Genomic DNA, 15335 nt, shown 5'->3' on the forward strand with positions numbered 1-15335 from the left:
GCTCACCCGTCCGGTGACGCGGCCGTGTCGAGCCGCGTCGGCGGCAGGAACTCCCTCACGTACGTCCGCTCCCAGCACGCGCCCGTGGCACGCAGCTCACGCCACGTCGTCATGCGGTAGCGGTACAGACGGGCCCGCACATGGAGCGGCGGCCGGTCGGGGAAGGGGCAGCGGCGCAGCAGTCGCAGCGTGTCCGGGTCCCCGGCCAGCAGCCGCTCCACCAGCGGCCCGAACCACGGCTGCGCGTAGCCGGGCGAGAGCCCCGCGAACCACATCATCCAGTCGAGCCGCAGATGGTACGGAGCGAACTGACGCGGCCACCGCCGTACGTCCCCGGGCTTGCCCTTGAACTCGTACGCCCGCCATTCCGAATCCAGCCGAGGGACCGCGTCCGACGTCCCCTCGATCACGACCTCGTGCCGCACCCGGCTGACGCTGCCGAACGCGCCGTAGGCGTTGACCAGATGCAGCGGGTCGAAGGAGTAGTTCATGATCTGCCGCCGGGAGAGGAGATTGCGGGCCGGGCGGTAGCTCAGGGCGAGGAGTACCGCCGTCACGGCGATGACCAGGATCTCGTACCAGAGCGGGGGCGGGCCGAGGTCCGCGGGCGGGGCCGCCGCGTCGCCGAACAGGCGCCGGAAGTCGACGGCGCTGAGGGCGAGCGCGAGCGTCAGCCAGTTCAGCCAGGAGAAGTTGCCGGACAGGACCAGCCACAGCTGGGTGGCGGCCATCAGGAGGGCGGCGCCCGTCGCGATCGGCTGCGGGGTGAACAGGAGGAACGGTACGGCGAGTTGCGTGACGTGGTTGGCGGCCGCCTCCACGCGGTGCAGCGGCCGCGGCAGCCGGTGGAAGAACCAGCTCAGCGGCCCCGGCATCGGCTGGGTCTCATGGTGGAAGTACAGACAGGTCAGCCTGCGCCAGCACGGGTCGCCGCGCATCTTGATCAGACCCGCCCCGAACTCGACCCGGAACAGCACCCAGCGCAGCAGGAACAGCACGAGCACCGGCGGCCCGACGTCCCCCGCGAGGAACACGGCGAGGAAGCCGACCTCGAGGAGCAGCGACTCCCAGCCGAAGCCGTACCAGGTCTGCCCCACGTTCACGATGGACAGATACAGCGCCCACGGCACCAGCCACAGCAGCATCGCGCCCCACAGCGGCAGCAGCCCGTCGGCGCCCGCGAGCAGCGCCACCGCCACCGCGCAGCCCGTCCACGCCCACACCGCGAAGAACCGGTCCGAGTAGTGGAAGTGGAAGACGCTCGGGGCCCGGCGGAACGGCACCCCCGCGACGAACCGGGGCACGGGCAGCATGCCGCGCTCGCCGATGAGCGCGCGGAACTGCAGCGCGGCGCCCAGGAAGGCGACGAGATAGACCGCGGCCAGGACCCGCTGGAACACCAGGCGGCCCAGCCAGTAGGAGTCCGCCGTGAACCACTCCACCCCTCCATTGTGACGGGGAGTGAGGCCGGGCGCCGCTCAGCGGCCCCCGTGGGCCGAGGGCGCCCGGCCCCGCCCGGTTCAGCGGGGCGGCGCGACCAGACCCGTCTCGTACGCGATGATCACGAGCTGTACGCGGTCGCGGGCGCCCAGCTTGGACAGCAGGCGCGTCACATACGTCTTGGCGGTGGCGACGCTGATGTGCAGCCGCTCGGCGATCTCGGGGTTGGACAGGCCGCCGCCGACGAGGGTCAGGACCTCGCGCTCACGGTCCGTGATGCCCGCGACGTCCCGGGGCGGCGGGGCGGCCGCGGGGCGGTCCGCGAACTCCTTGATCAGACGGCCGGTGACGCTCGGCGCGATCAGGCCGTCCCCGGCCGCGACGACCCGGACGGCGGCGAGGATCTCGTCGAGCGCCATGTCCTTGACGAGGAACCCGGAGGCTCCGGCGCGCAGCGCCCCGTAGACGTAATCGTCGTCGTCGAACGTCGTCAGGACGACGATGCGGGTGTCGTCCGTGGCCCGGGTGATCAGACGGGTGGCCTCGATGCCGTCCATGCCGGGCATGCGGATGTCCATGACCACGACGTCGGGCCGCAGGTCCGCGGTGAGGCGGACCGCCTCGCTGCCGTTCCCGGCCTCGCCGACGACTTCGAGGTCGTCGGCCTCGGTGATGACCATCTGCAGGGCCGTGCGCACCAGCGGCTGGTCGTCGGCCAGGACGACGCGCACGGGCCGCCGGTCGTCGGCCGGGGCGGCGGGCGTCGTCATCGCACACCCGCGGGCACGGGCAGCCGTGCCGCCACGCGGAAGCCGCCCTCGGGACGCGGCCGCGCGCTGAACTCCCCGTGCAGCAGGCCGACCCGCTCCCGCATGCCGAGCAGGCCGTAGCCGAGCGCGTCCACGGCCGTGCTCCGGGCTGGCCCCGTCCCGCCGTCGGCCGCCGCCTTGCCGGGCCCGCCGTCGAGGACCTCGATCGTCAGCTCGTCGTCGCGGCGGTCGACGGTCACCCGGCAGGAGCGGGTGCCCGCGTGCCGGACCACGTTGGTGACGGCCTCCTGGATGATGCGGTACGCCGACACGTCGATCTCCGGCGGCACCGGCCGGAGTTCGCCGAGCCAGCGCACGTCGACGCGCACGCCTGCCGCCGTGGTGGTCCGCGCGAGCCGGTCCACGTCGGCGAGGCCGAGGCCCGGGTCGAGCGGGGCCGTCTCCTGGGCCCTGCCCGGTTCCGGGGTGCGCAGCGCGCCGAGCATGCGGCGCAGGCCGGAGAGCGTCTCGCGGCTCGCCGTCTCGATCTCGCCGAGGGCGCCGCGGGCCCGCTCCGGCTGCGTACCGATGACGCGGCGCGCCGCGCCGGACTGGAGGGCGATGATGCCGATGCTGTGCGCGACTTGGTCGTGCAACTCGCGCGCGATACGAAGCCGTTCGGCGGTGACGGCCTGGGCGGCGGCCTGCTCGCGAAGCTGCTCGGCGTGGCGCCGTGACTGGTGCGCCGCGTCGCCGAGGAGCCAGGCGACCACGGCCGTCAGCGCGACGGTCAGCTCCGCCGAGGTCCCGACGACCCAGCCGAAGGCCAGCCGCGTGAGCAGATATCCGGCGAGCGTGCCGAGCGCCAACGACAGCGCGGCCAGGCCGGTCCTGCGCGGCCGGGCCGAGGCGATGACGTACACCGCGACGTCGGCCGCGACGAATTGGAGCAGCGGGATCTCGGCCACGCTCAGCGTCGTCGACGCGCCCGCAGCGGCGAGCAGGATCAGACAGAGCCCGGTCAGCGGGCTGCGGGTCAGGCGGTGGCCGCCCGCGAAGGCCAGCACGGTGGCGAGGGCCAGCATCGCCAGGCCGTCCCAGCGGAAGAAGAGGACGCCCTGCTGTGCGGGCTGGGCCTCACCCGGGAGCCGGAACCGGAAGAGGAACGTCAGGGCCGACCCCACCAGCCAGGCCAGGGCTGTCCACGTATGCGGCGGCACGCGCTTGAACGGGGGCTGCGGTGGTGTCACGGACATGTCGACATCGTAAGCGGGTGATCAACGACAGGGGATCGGTCCACGGGTGTACAACCAGGGTCGACACCGGGCGGCCCGGATTGTCGGCGGCGGGCCGATGCCGGACGGCCCCTGCCCCCGGCACCGTTGACGCATGATCGAAGTCAAGGACCTGACCAAGCGCTACGGCGCGACGACGGCCGTCAAGGACCTCACGTTCACGGTGCGGCCCGGATACGTCACGGGCTTCCTCGGGCCGAACGGCGCGGGCAAGTCCACCACCCTGCGCATGATCCTCGGCCTGAACGAGCCGACGGGCGGCTCCGTCACCGTCGGCGGCCGCTCCTTCCGCGACCGGCCGCGCGGCCTGCGCCACGTGGGCGCGCTGCTCGACGCGGGCGACCTGCACGGCGGCCGCAGCGCCGCCGCGCACCTCGCCGTGCTCGCCCGCAGCAACCGCATCCCGCGCCGCCGCGTCGACGAGGTCCTCGCGGAGGTCGGGCTCGCCGGGGCGGCGGGACGGCGCCGCATCGGGGGGTTCTCGCTCGGCATGCGCCAGCGCCTCGGCATCGCCGCCGCGCTGCTCGGCGACCCGCCGGTGCTCCTCTTCGACGAGCCGCTCAACGGGCTCGACCCGGAAGGGGTGCTGTGGGTGCGCGGCCTGTTCCGGCGCCTGGCCGCCGAGGGCCGCACCGTCTTCGTGTCCAGCCATCTGATGTCCGAGATGGAGAACACGGCCGACGAACTGATCGTCATCGGGCGCGGCGAGCTGATCGCGGCCGAGAGCCTCACACGGTTCGCGGCCCGGGGCACCGGGGCGAACGTCACCGTGCGCACCCCGCGCGCCGCCGACCTGGCGGACGTCCTGACCGCCGAGGGCGCCGTGGTCCACCGGGACGGGCCGCTGCTCACCGTCACCGGCCTGGACGCGGCCCACGTCGGCGACCTGGCCTGCGCCCACGCCCTGCCGCTGCACGAACTGGCCCCACGCTCGGCGTCCCTGGAGGAGGCCTTCATGGAACTCACCGCCGACAGCGTCGACTACCTCGCGGGAGAAGCACGATGACCACAGGGACTGCCACCGGTACCGCCCCCTACGCGGCCGGGACGGCCGGTGAGCCCGCCGCCCGCTTCCGCGACCTCCTCGCCGCGGAGTGGCTGAAGCTCTGGTCGCTGCGGTCCACGCCGTGGGCGTACCTGGTCACCGCGCTCGCCGTGATCGGCTTCAACGTGGGCCAGGCATACGACACCTACCAGTACTGGACGGACGAGAACGCGGGCGACGCGGACGCGTTCATCCGCGACGGCATCCCCCTCGCCGAGGCCTTCACGTCCAACGCCGTCGTGATCCACCTCCTCGCGGCCGGGGCCATCGGCGCCGCGACGGTCGCGGGGGAGTACGGCACCGGGCTCATCCGGACGACGTTCGCGGCCGTCCCCGACCGCCGCGCGGTGATGGCGGCCAAGGCCGCCGTGCTCGCGGGGGTGACCACCGCGTTCGGCACCCTTGTCGCCTTCGTGTCCTTCTTCTCCACGCAGGCGATCCTGTCCGGCCGGGACATCGGGGTCTCCCTCGGCCACCCCGGCGCCCTGCGCGTCGTCCTGGCGTCGGCGCTGCTCACCCCCGTCGCCGCGCTGACGGGCATGGCGCTCGGCACGCTCCTGCGCCACATGGGCAGCACCCTGGTCGCCACCGTGGCGGCGCTCCTGGTGCTGCCCATGGTCGTCAGCCCCGACCGCTACTGGTCGGCCCTCATCGCCCACTCCCTGCCGTACCCGGCGTGGCGACGGCTGACCGAGCCCGGCGCACACTTCGGGCCGTACCCGTGGTCGGAGGGCGGGGCCTGGACCGTGTACGCGGTGTGGGCGCTGGCCGCCGTCGCGGTCACCGTGTTCAGCGTGAACCGCAGGGACCAGTGAGGCGGAGCCGGGCGCGGCCTCAGTTCGTGTTGAGCGTCAGGCCGTAGTACCGCAGCGTGTCGTCCAACGGCTGGAAGTAGGACGAGCCCTGGAGGTTCACCCCGCCGCAGGACTGGTTCGTCGGGCCGCCCGAGGTCATTCCCTGGGCCTGGTTGCCCGCGATGTACGCGCCGCCGCTGTCGCCGCCCTCGACGCACACCGTGGACCGGCCGAGACCCCTGACCACGGTGTCCGGGCCGCCGTTGCGGTCGGTGTAGGTGACGGTGACGTCGTAGGCGTTGACCTTGCCGCAGGTCCAGCCCGTCGTCGAGCCGGACTTGCAGAGGCTCGCGCCGACCGCCGCGCGCTGGCTGCCGCGCACCGCGACCGGGGCGCCGTTGCCCCAGGTGCCGACCGCCGTCGTGATGGAGGAGCCCGCGTCGACCGTCGCCAGGCCCATGTCCACGCTGTCGCGGCCGAGCGCGAAGCGGGTCGTCGATCCCGAGGCGAACTTGGAGCCGTCGAAGTAGAGGCCCGGGTTGCCGGTCACGCAGTGGCCCGCGGTGACGAGGTACTGCTTGCCCGCGGCGTTCCGCGCCCCGAAGCCGACCGAGCACCACGACCCCGGCTGGTTGTTGATGTTCATCCGGCTGCCCGGAGCGACGGCCGCCTTCGCCTGGAGCTCGCGGTCGCTCTTGACGACGCGGACGGCGTCCCCGTACTGGCGGGCCTTCTTCAGGAAGGCGCGCGCGGCCGGGGTGGCGGAGTCGGTCACGGTGACCTTGACCGTGTCGGAGGCCAGGTCGGCCTCCCAGGAGGCGACGCCGCTCGGGACGCGCTTCGCGGCCGTCGCGTCGAGTGCGGCGGTGATGCGCGCCAGTTCGGCTTCGCCGCGGCTCGGTATGCGGGCGGTCAGGCCGGTGGCCTTGACCTTCTTCGCCTCGCGGGCCGCGCCGACGTTCACCGTCAGGGTGCCCTTGGCGTCGAAGAACGCGCCGTCCGTCCGCACGCCGTCCTTGTGCAGCCGGTCCAGTCTCCGCTGCTGGTCGGCCTGTTCGTCGAGGTGTCTCACGGCGGCGGAGTCGCTCACGCCGAGGGTGTCCGCCAGGGCCGCGATCATCCGCGGTTCGTAGCGCGGTGCGGGGGGAGCGTCGGCTTGTGCGCCGGTGGCGCCGGTTGTGGCCACCAGGGCTCCGGCCGCGGCGGCGGCGAGGAGGAAATGCCGAGCTTGCGCCATCTGAATGCCTTTCAACTGAGTGGGGGCTCATGGCGGTTCGGTGCACCGGGGTGGGGTCATTCGGTGCACCGAACTGCCATCGGCGCGGTATGCGGGATTTCCCGGACCGGGCCGTGGGCGAAACCCTCCCGTCGCTCCGGGCGGTCACACAAGGCATCGCGGGGCACGGGGTCTTAAGGCGAAAGACGTAAACACTTAATGCGCGAACTCGGGGAAAGCGAGAGCACCGGAGAGCGACGCGGACGCAACGATCCGTGCTCGTCCAGGGGTTGGCGCGGGCGAAAAGTGATGCGGAAGCGGCGTTCCGGATATTGACGTACGCGGCCTCGGCGGGGTTTGGTAGCGGAGCCGTGGGTCGTCATCTGTCATGCCGGGAGGCGGAATTCGTGACGGATACATCCGGGCTGAAGCCGAGCAAGCCGAACCATGGGGAAACCGACACGGAATCGGTCCTTTCACCGGCCCTGTCGGTGGAACGCCCCGCTCCGTTCGCCGCCGCACTGCGTGAGGCGGTACGTCGGCGCGGGCTCCCCCTGGACCGTATCTGCGAGCGATTGTCCGCCCGCGGAATCCGGCTGACCCCCGCGACCCTCAGCTACTGGCAGCGCGACCGCACCCGGCCCGAGCGCTCCGACTCCCTGCGCGCGGTGGTCGCCCTGGAGAGCATCCTCGACCTGCCACCCGGCGGGCTCTCCGCGCTGCTGCCGCCCCAGCGCCCACGCGGACGGCGGGCCGCCCGCACCGACGAGCACGCGACCCGCCGTCTCTACGGCCAGGAGTCCTGGCAGGAGCAGGCACTCGGGGACTCCTTCGCGGACTTCAACCGGGACATCGTCGTGCTCCTCACCCGCGAGGTCCTGCACCTGGACCGGCGCGGCTGCGTACGCCGCCTGATCGTGAATCACCTGGTCCGCGCCGTCGCCGACGGGCCGGAGCAGATGATGAATCTGCACTTTCTGGACGACCCCGACGGTGGGCTGCCCGAGGCGACCGTGCACTGCGGGCGGCTGGAGTCGCTGCGCCAGGACGCGGCCTCGGGCGGAGTGATGCTCCAGATCGGCTTCGGCCGTCCGCTGACGCTGGGCGAGACCATGGCCGTCGAGTACGAGATCCGTGCCGCTCCCTACGACCGCCCGACGGGGTTCCACGAACGCGGCATACGCGGCAACCAGGACTGCTACCTCCTGCACGTGTACTTCCCCCACGACCGCCACCCGGCCCTCTGCCACTCGTACTACCGCGAGAACTCCTCCGCACCGCAGCGCAAGGTGCGCCCCCTGGCCGTGGACACCTCGGGCACGGCCCATCTGTACGCCGCGCAGTGCCGACAGGGCATCTACGGCATGAGCTGGCGGTGGCCGGACGACGGCTCTTCCTAGCCCCCGCCCGCCCCCGTCTCCGTTTGCGGGGCCCCGCTCCGCCCGCCAGACAATGAGGGACGAACGCCCCGGCAACAGGCGGGAGACCCCCCGTGCGCGCATCCACCAGAACGTGGGCCACGGCCCTCGGGATATCCGCGGCGCTGACCGTCGCGGGTTGCTCCGGTTCGGACAGCGGCGGCCAGGAGAAGAAGAAGCAGGCCGACAGCGGCCGTGAGCTGTTCCTGGAACCCGTGGCCGCCCAGGGCCCGGACCCCTTCACGGACTCCACCGCACGGGCCGCCGCGACCCCGCCTCCCGTCACCCGTTCGCAGCAACCGTCCCCCAGCGGCTCCTCCTCGCCCGCCGACCAGGGCCTGCGCTCCCTGGCGGGCGGCACCCCCGGCCTGTACGGCGGCACGCGGCGGACCGGCAGCTGCGACGTCGGCCGCCAGATCCAGTACCTGACCGCCGAACCCGCGCGCGCCCGCGCCTTCGCGGGAGCCGTCGGCATCGCGCAGGACCGCGTCCCCGCCTATCTGCGGGGCCTGACCCCCGTCGTCCTGCGCGCGGACACCCGCGTCACCAACCACGACTACCGCGACGGGCGCGCCACCGCCTTCCAGTCCGTCCTCCAGGCCGGTACCGCCGTCCTCGTCGACGACCGCGGCCTGCCCCGGGTGCGCTGCGCGTGCGGCAACCCGCTGCGGCCGCCGGTCGCCTTCCAGCAGCCGCCGACCCACAGCGGGCAGCAGTGGCAGGGCTACCGGCCCGCCAAGGTGGTCGTGGTGACGCCCGCGCCCCGGCCGATCAACGTCATCGTCATCGTGAACATCGTCAACAACACCTGGATCGAGCGGCGGACCGGCGACGAGCACTGCAAGGACGACCGGCCCGTGCCGCCCCCGAAGCCGTCGCCCTTGGATCCGACGGACTCCACGGATCCCTCGGATTCCACCGACCCCTCGGATTCCACCGATCCGACGGACGCCACCGATTCCACGGACCCCTCGGACTCCGGCGACCCGGACGGCACCCGCGACCCCGACCAGCTCCAGGACCCCTCCGACGGCACGGACCCGTCCGACGGCACGGATCCCTCCGACCGCTCCGACACCACCGACCCGTCGGACGCCACGGACCCGGGCGACCCCTCGGACCCTTCGGACCCCTCAGATCCCTCGGGCCCGTCCGACCGCGTCCCCGGCCCCACCACCCCCGACGAGGACAGCACGTCGGCCGACTGCCCCACGCCGGGCACCGGCGACCCCTTCGGCGGCCCCCGGCCCCCGCTCCCGCCCGGCTGCCCCTCGCTCCCGACCGGCGCGCGCGGCCGCTGACGGGCGGCCCCGCACGGGACGCGCCGCAGGTCGGCGGCCGTCCACATGCGGCCGTCCGAGGGTCGGCCTAGCGTTGGCCCATGGACGCGGGCACGGGAGGTGTCGAGGCAGCGATGCGGCGCTGCGGCGGCGGCTCCGCATCCCCTGCCACCGGCTGCTTCCTCGACACCTACGGCGCCGGGCTCGGGATGGGCAGCTTCGAGTGGGACCTCAGGAGCGGCGAGCTGCTCCTGGACGACGAGGGCCTCGCCCTCTTCGACCTGCGGCGCGACGAGTTCGACAACCGGCCGCAGAGCCTCGCCGTCCGGGTGCCGCCGGGGGAGGCCCACCGCCTGGACGTCCAGGTGTCGCAGGCACTCAAGAGCGGCGACTGCGGCTACGGCGCGTACTTCCGGGTGCGGCTGCGCGACGGCAGCCTGCACTGGCGGCACACCCAGGGCCACGTCCTGCGTGACGGCTCCGAGCGCCCGCAGCGCATCGTGGGCATCCTGCGCGACGCCACCCGGGAGCTGAGCGACAGCACCGCGCACCGCGAGCGCGTGGAGGCGGAGGCGGACCGCCGCCGCCGTACCAGCGTCGTCCAGGGCACCACGGCGGCGCTCGCCCACGCCCGCACCGTCGCCGACGTCATCGATGTCCTGAGCGACGCCCAGGGCCTCGCGCACCTCGGCGCCTCGCACCTGGTGATGGGCCTGGTCGAGGCCGGCCGGATCCGTCTCGTCGCGGAGGGCCCGCCGGAGGGCTATGTGCCCGGAACCCGCCTGACCCGCGTCGACGAGGCGTACCCCATGAGCGAGGCCGTGCGCACCCTCTCGCCGCGCTACATCGAGACGCCGGAGGAGTTCGCCGCCTCCTACCCGCTGCTCTGGCCCCACATCGAGCACCTCGGGATCGCCTCGGCCGCGTATCTGCCGCTGATCGCCCAGGCCAAGCCGCTCGGTGTGCTCGGCCTGCTCTACCAGGACCGCACCGGCTTCACCCAGGAGGAGCGCACCGTCCTGGTCGCCCTCGGCAGCAGCATCGCGCAGAGCCTGCAGCGGGCGATGTTCTACGAGCAGGAGAAGGACCTCGCCCAGGGCCTCCAGCAGGCGATGCTGCCCCGCTCCATCCCCGGCGTCCCCGGCGCCGACATCGCGGTGCGCTACCGCAGCGCGGCGGTCGGCCGGGACATCGGCGGCGACTGGTACGACGTGATCCCGCTGCCCGGCGGCCGCGTCGGCGCCGTCATCGGCGACGTCCAGGGTCACGACACGCACGCCGCCGCCGTGATGGGCCAACTGCGCATCGTGCTGCGCGCGTACGCCGCCGAGGGCCACACCCCCGCCACCGTCATGGCCCGCGCCTCCGGCTTCCTGCACGAACTCGACACCGACCGCTTCGCCACCTGCCTGTACGCCGAGACCGACCTCAGCACCGGCGTGGTGCAGCTCGTGCGCGCCGGTCACATCGACCCGCTCCTTCGCCTCACCGACGGCACCTGCCGCCGGGTGCCCGTCGAGGGCGGCCTGCCGCTCGGCCTGTCCGCCGAGTTCGGGCGCCTCGACTACCCCGTCACCACCCTCGAACTCGACCCCGACCAGATGCTGTTGCTCTACACCGACGGCCTCGTCGAGGAGCCGGGCGCCGACCTCGACGACGGCACCCAGGCACTCGCCGAGATGGTCTCGGTCGGACCCCGCGACCTGGAGGACCTGGCCGACCTGCTCTGCGGGCGGCTGGACGACGGGCGGGGCGACGACGACGCCGCGCTGCTCCTGCTGCGCCGCCGCGTGGTGGACGCGCCGCGCTCCGGCGGCCGCCTCCAGCAGCACGTCGCGCCCAACGACCCGGAGGCGCTCGCGGAGGCGCGGCACATGATCCGGGCCGCCGTGCGCGCGTGGGGCGCGCGGGACCGGGCCGACGAGATCGAGCTGGCCGCCGACGAGCTGATCACCAACGCCCTCATGCACACCGAGGGCACCGCCATCGTCACGCTGCGGGTGGTGTCCGGCGCCGACCGGCGGCTGCGCGTCGACGTCGAGGACTCCTCCAGCGCGCTGCCCCGGCTGCGGGCGGCCTCCGACGACGGGGTGTCCGGGCGGGGGCTGCTGCTCGTGGACCGGCTCGCGGACGTGTGGGGTGTCGACTCGCGGGGCGGCGGGAAGTGCGTGTGGTGCGAGTTCATCGTGCCCGCGCGCGACGGGACGGGTGAGGGGTGAGGCGGTCGTGCCGGAACTGCCGGAGGTCGAGGCCCTGCGGGCCTTCCTCGCCGAGGAGCTGACCGGGCGTGAGATCGTCCGGGTGCTCCCGGTGGCCATCAGTGTCCTGAAGACGTACGACCCGCCGGTGACCGCGCTCGAAGGGCGCGAGGTGACGGGCGTCGCCCGCCACGGCAAGTTCCTCGCCGTCGACGCGGGCGGCCTGCACCTCGTCACGCACCTCGCCCGCGCGGGCTGGCTCCAGTGGAAGGACCCGCTGCCGAGCGGCCCGCCGAAGCCCGGCAAGGGACCGCTGGCGCTGCGCGTGGCGCTCGCGACCGGCGCGGGCTTCGACCTCACGGAGGCCGGTACGCAAAAGCGCCTCGCCGTGTACGTCACCGAGGACCCCGCCGCGCTGCCCGGCATCGCCCGCCTCGGCCCCGACCCGCTGGCGGCGGACTTCACGCCGGAGCGGTTCGCGGGGCTCCTCGACGGTGAACGTCGCCGCATCAAGGGCGCGTTGCGCGACCAGAGCCTGATCGCGGGCATCGGCAACGCCTACAGCGACGAGATCCTGCACGCGGCCCGCATGTCGCCGTACAAGCTCGCGGGCAGCCTCTCCGAGGAGGAGACGGAGCAGCTGTACGAGGCACTGCGGTCGACGCTGGACGAGGCGGTGACGCGCTCGCGCGGGCTCGCCGCGGCGCGCCTGAAGTCCGAGAAGAAGTCCGGCCTCCGGGTGCACGGGCGGGCGGGGCTGCCGTGCCCGGTGTGCGGCGACACGATCCGCGAGGTGTCCTTCGCGGACTCCTCCCTCCAGTACTGCCCCACCTGCCAGACCGGCGGCAAGCCACTGGCCGACCGCCGCATGTCGCGCCTCCTCAAGTAGCCCGCCGACAGGGACACGGCTGGCAGGCCGCCCGCCACCAGGCAGCCCGCCGATCGGGACCCGTCGCACCGGCCGCGCCGTCCGCCGCCGGTGCGCGGGCGGGCAACCCCGCTCCCCTGTGCCGGGGTTGCCCACGGCTAACGCGGCCGCAGCGTGAGCAGCCGCTCTCCTTCGTCGTCACGGACCTCGAACCGGTCGATCCGGTCCGGCGAAAGGGCGGTGCCGCCCCGGGTCTCCCACTCCCGCTGCACCGACCGCCCGGGCTCCGCGGGACCCGGCGCCCGCCACGTCGTCACGACCTCCCGGGACCCGTCGTCGCCGACGGCGACCAGCTCGCACACCCGTCGGCCCGCGCCCCCGTCCCGCACCTGGATCCCGACCTCCGTGCCCCACGCCCGCTCCCGCGCGGTGAGCACGGCCGCCATCCCGCTGCGCCCGTCGTGCGCCGCGACCCGTACCGCCGCGTCGCCCCCGCCCGCGCTCAGGACCGCCGCGGCGGGTCCGACGACGGCGAGCACCACGCCCGCGGCGACGGCGCAGAGCCACCGCCGACGGTGGGCCCTGCGGACGCGCCCGGTCTCGACGACGAGGCGGTCGAGCAGGTGGGGGCCGGGCGCCGCGGCCGGGTCGAAGACGTGCGCGACGGACCTGCCGTGGGTCCTCAGAAGACGTGCGGGCGCGGCGAGTTCGGACACCCGCTCCCGGCAGTGGACGCACTCCGTGAGGTGGTCCTCGAAGCGGAAGGCGTCCGCCTTGTCCAGGACGCCGAGCGCGTAGGCGCCGGCGTCACGATGCCGCTCCAGGGACCTCATGGCGTTCCTTGTCGGTGAGGGTGCTTCTTGCCCTCCCGTACGCAATCGGCCACCGAATCACTCAAGGGCGGACGAGATCGGGTGCCGTGCCGGACGCCGAAGGGGAGCCGTCAGAAGAGCTGGATGGCCAGATGTCCGAGGGGCAGGCCGAGCCGCCACGCGGGGGTCCACACCTTGGGGCCGTCGTCCTCGCCGAGGACCGAGCCGCCGCCGGGCACCGCGTCCAGGTCCGGCGCGAGGAGCTCGGTCTCCTCCAGCCAGCGCCACGCCGCCTCGGCGAGCACGAGGTCGGGCGCGGGGCCGCGCGCGGCCATCGCGTCGGCGGTGACGCCGTCCATGCGCTCGCGGACCCACTCCTGCCAGTGCTCGTCGTGCGCCGTCAGGGAGAGCCAGGTGTCCAGTTGGGAGACCACGCGGATGCAGGACAGCTCGCCGCGTGTGTCCGACAGGAAGATGGTGAGCGCGAGCGCGTCACGACCGGCCCGGTACTCGAAGGACGTGGGCGGCATCAGGTCGCCTGTGCGCAGCAACTCGTCCGCGATGTACTCGGCGTACAGCCAGGCCATCGGGACCGTCAGCTCGTCGCCGCCGGGGCCCTGGGTGCCGTCCGTGCTCTCGTGCAGCATCACGCTCCGCCTTCCTGTGCTCCGTGTACGCGTCACCGGCTTCAGGCCCCCCGACCCGGAACACGGATGAGGACAGCCGATTACCCAACGGGGGTGCTGAGCAAGGCGCTTTACGGATCCTTGACCTTGGGTCCGGTTTCACCGCAGGTGAGGGCGGCTGTGTTCTTCGGGTCACATCACTCTGGGTTTAAGTCCGTTTCGGTGAATTGCGCGGCATTGCTCCTTGACTCACCCTTGTATTCGTATGTGGATCGTTTTTATCTAAAAACTCCCCATACGGAAGTCCGGTCGATGACACAGCGCACACGCCCCGCCCGGCCCGGCCGCCTCACTCTCAGCAACCGGCGCGGCCGCAGCACCCGGCACACCCGCCGCACCCGCCAGGCCCTGGCCGTCCTCACGGCCGCCCTCGTCGGGGCCACGGCGGCCTGCGCCGCGCAGCAGCCGTCCGCGGAGGGCGAGAAGGAGCAGCGGCGGGCGTCCGCGCCCCGGCACCCGGCGCCCGCGCCGTCCGCGGCGGGCGGCGGCGCGGGCGACGCGCGCTCCTTCACCCTGGTCGCCACCGGCGACGTCCTGCCGCACGCCTCGATCATCCGCAAGGCGAACGCCGACGCGGGCGGCGACGGCTACGACTTCACGCCGATGCTCGCGGGCGCGCGCTCCGTGGTCGCCAAGGCGGACCTGGCGATCTGTCACATGGAGACGGTGTACGGCGCGAACGGCGACTACACGGGCTATCCGTCCTTCAAGTCGCCTCCGCAGGTGGCCACCGCCCTCAGGGCCACCGGCTACGACGCCTGCTCCACCGCGTCCAACCACACCCTCGACGACGGCGCGGACGGCATCCACCGCACCCTGGCCGCCCTCGACCGGGCGGGCGTCAAGCACGCGGGCTCCGGCCGCACCGCCACCGAGGGCCGCTCCCCGGCGTGGCTGCGCGCGGGTGCCGCGAAGGTCGCCCAGCTCGCGTACACGTACGGCACCAACGGCATCGCGCTGCCCAAGGGCAAGCCCTGGTCGGTCAACCTCATCGACCGGGACCGGATCCTGGCCGACGCCCGCGCCGCCCGGAAGACGGGAGCGGACGTGGTGGTCGTCTCGCTGCACTGGGGCAGCGAGTGGCAGGACGCCCCGGACCGCCAACAGCTGAGCCTCGGCAAGCAGTTGACGTCCGCGCGCACCGCGGGGCGGCCGGACGTCGACCTGATCATCGGCACCCACGCACACGTCCCGCAGGCGTACGAGAAGGTCAACGGGACCTGGATCGTCTACGGCATGGGCGACCAGATCGCCGGCGACATGATCAACCACGCGGGCGCCCACGACCCGCGCGGCAACCAGGGCACCGCGGGCCGCTTCACCTTCGCCGCCCCCGAACGCCCCGGCGACCGCTGGGAGGTGCGCAGGGCCGAGTTCGTGCCGTACTGGTTCGACACGGGCGAGGGCCGCGTCGTCCACCCCCACACGGCCCCCGCCCGCGGCGGGGGAGGGCACAACACCCCCTAACCCACCCGCCGCACCACCCCTAACCAGGGGGGCACCACAAAAGGGATTATGGGTGGGCGGCTGAGAA

At 73.5% G+C, this 15335-nt stretch carries 13 protein-coding genes; 7 read left to right on the top strand and 6 right to left on the bottom strand.

Annotated features, from left to right (window positions below; translation table 11 throughout):
* Window positions 1-2 precede the first annotated feature (2 nt).
* The 3 genes from ACZ6AA_RS35035 to ACZ6AA_RS35045 all read right to left on the bottom strand — a co-directional run bounded on the left by ACZ6AA_RS35035 (window position 3) and on the right by ACZ6AA_RS35045 (window position 3445).
* Complete coding sequence (locus ACZ6AA_RS35035; protein WP_471462487.1) at window positions 3-1442, bottom strand: lipase maturation factor family protein; 1440 nt, start codon at window positions 1440-1442, stop codon at window positions 3-5.
* Window positions 1443-1520: 78 nt separating this feature from the next.
* Window positions 1521-2210 (bottom strand): response regulator, encoded by a 690-nt coding sequence (locus ACZ6AA_RS35040; protein ID WP_471462489.1) that lies wholly within the window; start codon window positions 2208-2210, stop codon window positions 1521-1523.
* The gene (locus tag ACZ6AA_RS35045; RefSeq protein ID WP_471462491.1) at window positions 2207-3445 is read right to left on the bottom strand and encodes a sensor histidine kinase; all 1239 of its coding nucleotides are present in this window, start codon (window positions 3443-3445) and stop codon (window positions 2207-2209) included. Before ACZ6AA_RS35045 ends, ACZ6AA_RS35040 begins: the two co-directional genes overlap by 4 nt.
* A 133-nt stretch (window positions 3446-3578) precedes the next feature.
* On the opposite strand from ACZ6AA_RS35045, the gene ACZ6AA_RS35050 reads away from it, so the two are divergent.
* Window positions 3579-4490 (top strand): ABC transporter ATP-binding protein, encoded by a 912-nt coding sequence (locus tag ACZ6AA_RS35050; RefSeq protein ID WP_468460754.1) that lies wholly within the window; start codon window positions 3579-3581, stop codon window positions 4488-4490.
* Complete coding sequence (locus tag ACZ6AA_RS35055) at window positions 4487-5344, top strand: ABC transporter permease (protein WP_468483323.1); 858 nt, start codon at window positions 4487-4489, stop codon at window positions 5342-5344. The genes ACZ6AA_RS35050 and ACZ6AA_RS35055 overlap by 4 nt, the downstream gene beginning before the upstream one ends.
* Before the next feature lie 19 nt (window positions 5345-5363).
* Here ACZ6AA_RS35055 and ACZ6AA_RS35060 read toward each other — a convergent pair whose 3' ends face one another.
* Window positions 5364-6560: a S1 family peptidase gene (locus ACZ6AA_RS35060; protein WP_471462494.1), complete on the bottom strand. Its 1197-nt coding sequence runs from the start codon at window positions 6558-6560 to the stop codon at window positions 5364-5366.
* 554 nt (window positions 6561-7114) lie between these two features.
* On the opposite strand from ACZ6AA_RS35060, the gene ACZ6AA_RS35065 reads away from it, so the two are divergent.
* The 4 genes from ACZ6AA_RS35065 to ACZ6AA_RS35080 all read left to right on the top strand — a co-directional run bounded on the left by ACZ6AA_RS35065 (window position 7115) and on the right by ACZ6AA_RS35080 (window position 12324).
* Complete coding sequence (locus ACZ6AA_RS35065) at window positions 7115-7939, top strand: hypothetical protein (RefSeq protein WP_471462496.1); 825 nt, start codon at window positions 7115-7117, stop codon at window positions 7937-7939.
* 92 nt (window positions 7940-8031) lie between these two features.
* Window positions 8032-9258 (top strand): DUF6777 domain-containing protein, encoded by a 1227-nt coding sequence (locus ACZ6AA_RS35070; RefSeq protein WP_471462498.1) that lies wholly within the window; start codon window positions 8032-8034, stop codon window positions 9256-9258.
* An 80-nt stretch (window positions 9259-9338) separates the two neighbouring features.
* Window positions 9339-11456 (top strand): SpoIIE family protein phosphatase, encoded by a 2118-nt coding sequence (locus ACZ6AA_RS35075; protein WP_468460744.1) that lies wholly within the window; start codon window positions 9339-9341, stop codon window positions 11454-11456.
* A gap of 7 nt (window positions 11457-11463) precedes the next feature.
* The gene (locus ACZ6AA_RS35080; protein ID WP_468460742.1) at window positions 11464-12324 is read left to right on the top strand and encodes an Fpg/Nei family DNA glycosylase; all 861 of its coding nucleotides are present in this window, start codon (window positions 11464-11466) and stop codon (window positions 12322-12324) included.
* A 137-nt stretch (window positions 12325-12461) separates the two neighbouring features.
* Here the strand turns inward: ACZ6AA_RS35080 and ACZ6AA_RS35085 are convergent, their stop codons facing one another.
* Window positions 12462-13136, bottom strand: a complete 675-nt coding sequence (locus tag ACZ6AA_RS35085; protein WP_468460740.1) for a zf-HC2 domain-containing protein — start codon at window positions 13134-13136, stop codon at window positions 12462-12464.
* A 110-nt stretch (window positions 13137-13246) separates the two neighbouring features.
* Complete coding sequence (locus ACZ6AA_RS35090; protein ID WP_468460738.1) at window positions 13247-13762, bottom strand: hypothetical protein; 516 nt, start codon at window positions 13760-13762, stop codon at window positions 13247-13249.
* Between the two features lie 291 nt (window positions 13763-14053).
* On the opposite strand from ACZ6AA_RS35090, the gene ACZ6AA_RS35095 reads away from it, so the two are divergent.
* The gene (locus tag ACZ6AA_RS35095; protein ID WP_471462501.1) at window positions 14054-15268 is read left to right on the top strand and encodes a CapA family protein; all 1215 of its coding nucleotides are present in this window, start codon (window positions 14054-14056) and stop codon (window positions 15266-15268) included.
* Window positions 15269-15335 lie beyond the last annotated feature (67 nt).

This window comes from Streptomyces sp. NPDC040610 (assembly GCF_055594065.1).

What these genes read in the sequence shown, in the direction of transcription:
- ACZ6AA_RS35075 (WP_468460744.1), top strand. Translation starts at nt 9,339, where the DNA reads ATGGACGCGGGCACGGGAGGTGTCGAGGCAGCGATGCGGCGCTGCGGC.
- ACZ6AA_RS35040 (WP_471462489.1), bottom strand. Translation starts at nt 2,210, where the DNA reads ATGACGACGCCCGCCGCCCCGGCCGACGACCGGCGGCCCGTGCGCGTC.
- ACZ6AA_RS35060 (WP_471462494.1), bottom strand. Translation starts at nt 6,560, where the DNA reads ATGGCGCAAGCTCGGCATTTCCTCCTCGCCGCCGCCGCGGCCGGAGCC.
- ACZ6AA_RS35095 (WP_471462501.1), top strand. Translation starts at nt 14,054, where the DNA reads ATGACACAGCGCACACGCCCCGCCCGGCCCGGCCGCCTCACTCTCAGC.
- ACZ6AA_RS35050 (WP_468460754.1), top strand. Translation starts at nt 3,579, where the DNA reads ATGATCGAAGTCAAGGACCTGACCAAGCGCTACGGCGCGACGACGGCC.
- ACZ6AA_RS35090 (WP_468460738.1), bottom strand. Translation starts at nt 13,762, where the DNA reads ATGCTGCACGAGAGCACGGACGGCACCCAGGGCCCCGGCGGCGACGAG.
- ACZ6AA_RS35085 (WP_468460740.1), bottom strand. Translation starts at nt 13,136, where the DNA reads ATGAGGTCCCTGGAGCGGCATCGTGACGCCGGCGCCTACGCGCTCGGC.
- ACZ6AA_RS35055 (WP_468483323.1), top strand. Translation starts at nt 4,487, where the DNA reads ATGACCACAGGGACTGCCACCGGTACCGCCCCCTACGCGGCCGGGACG.
- ACZ6AA_RS35045 (WP_471462491.1), bottom strand. Translation starts at nt 3,445, where the DNA reads ATGTCCGTGACACCACCGCAGCCCCCGTTCAAGCGCGTGCCGCCGCAT.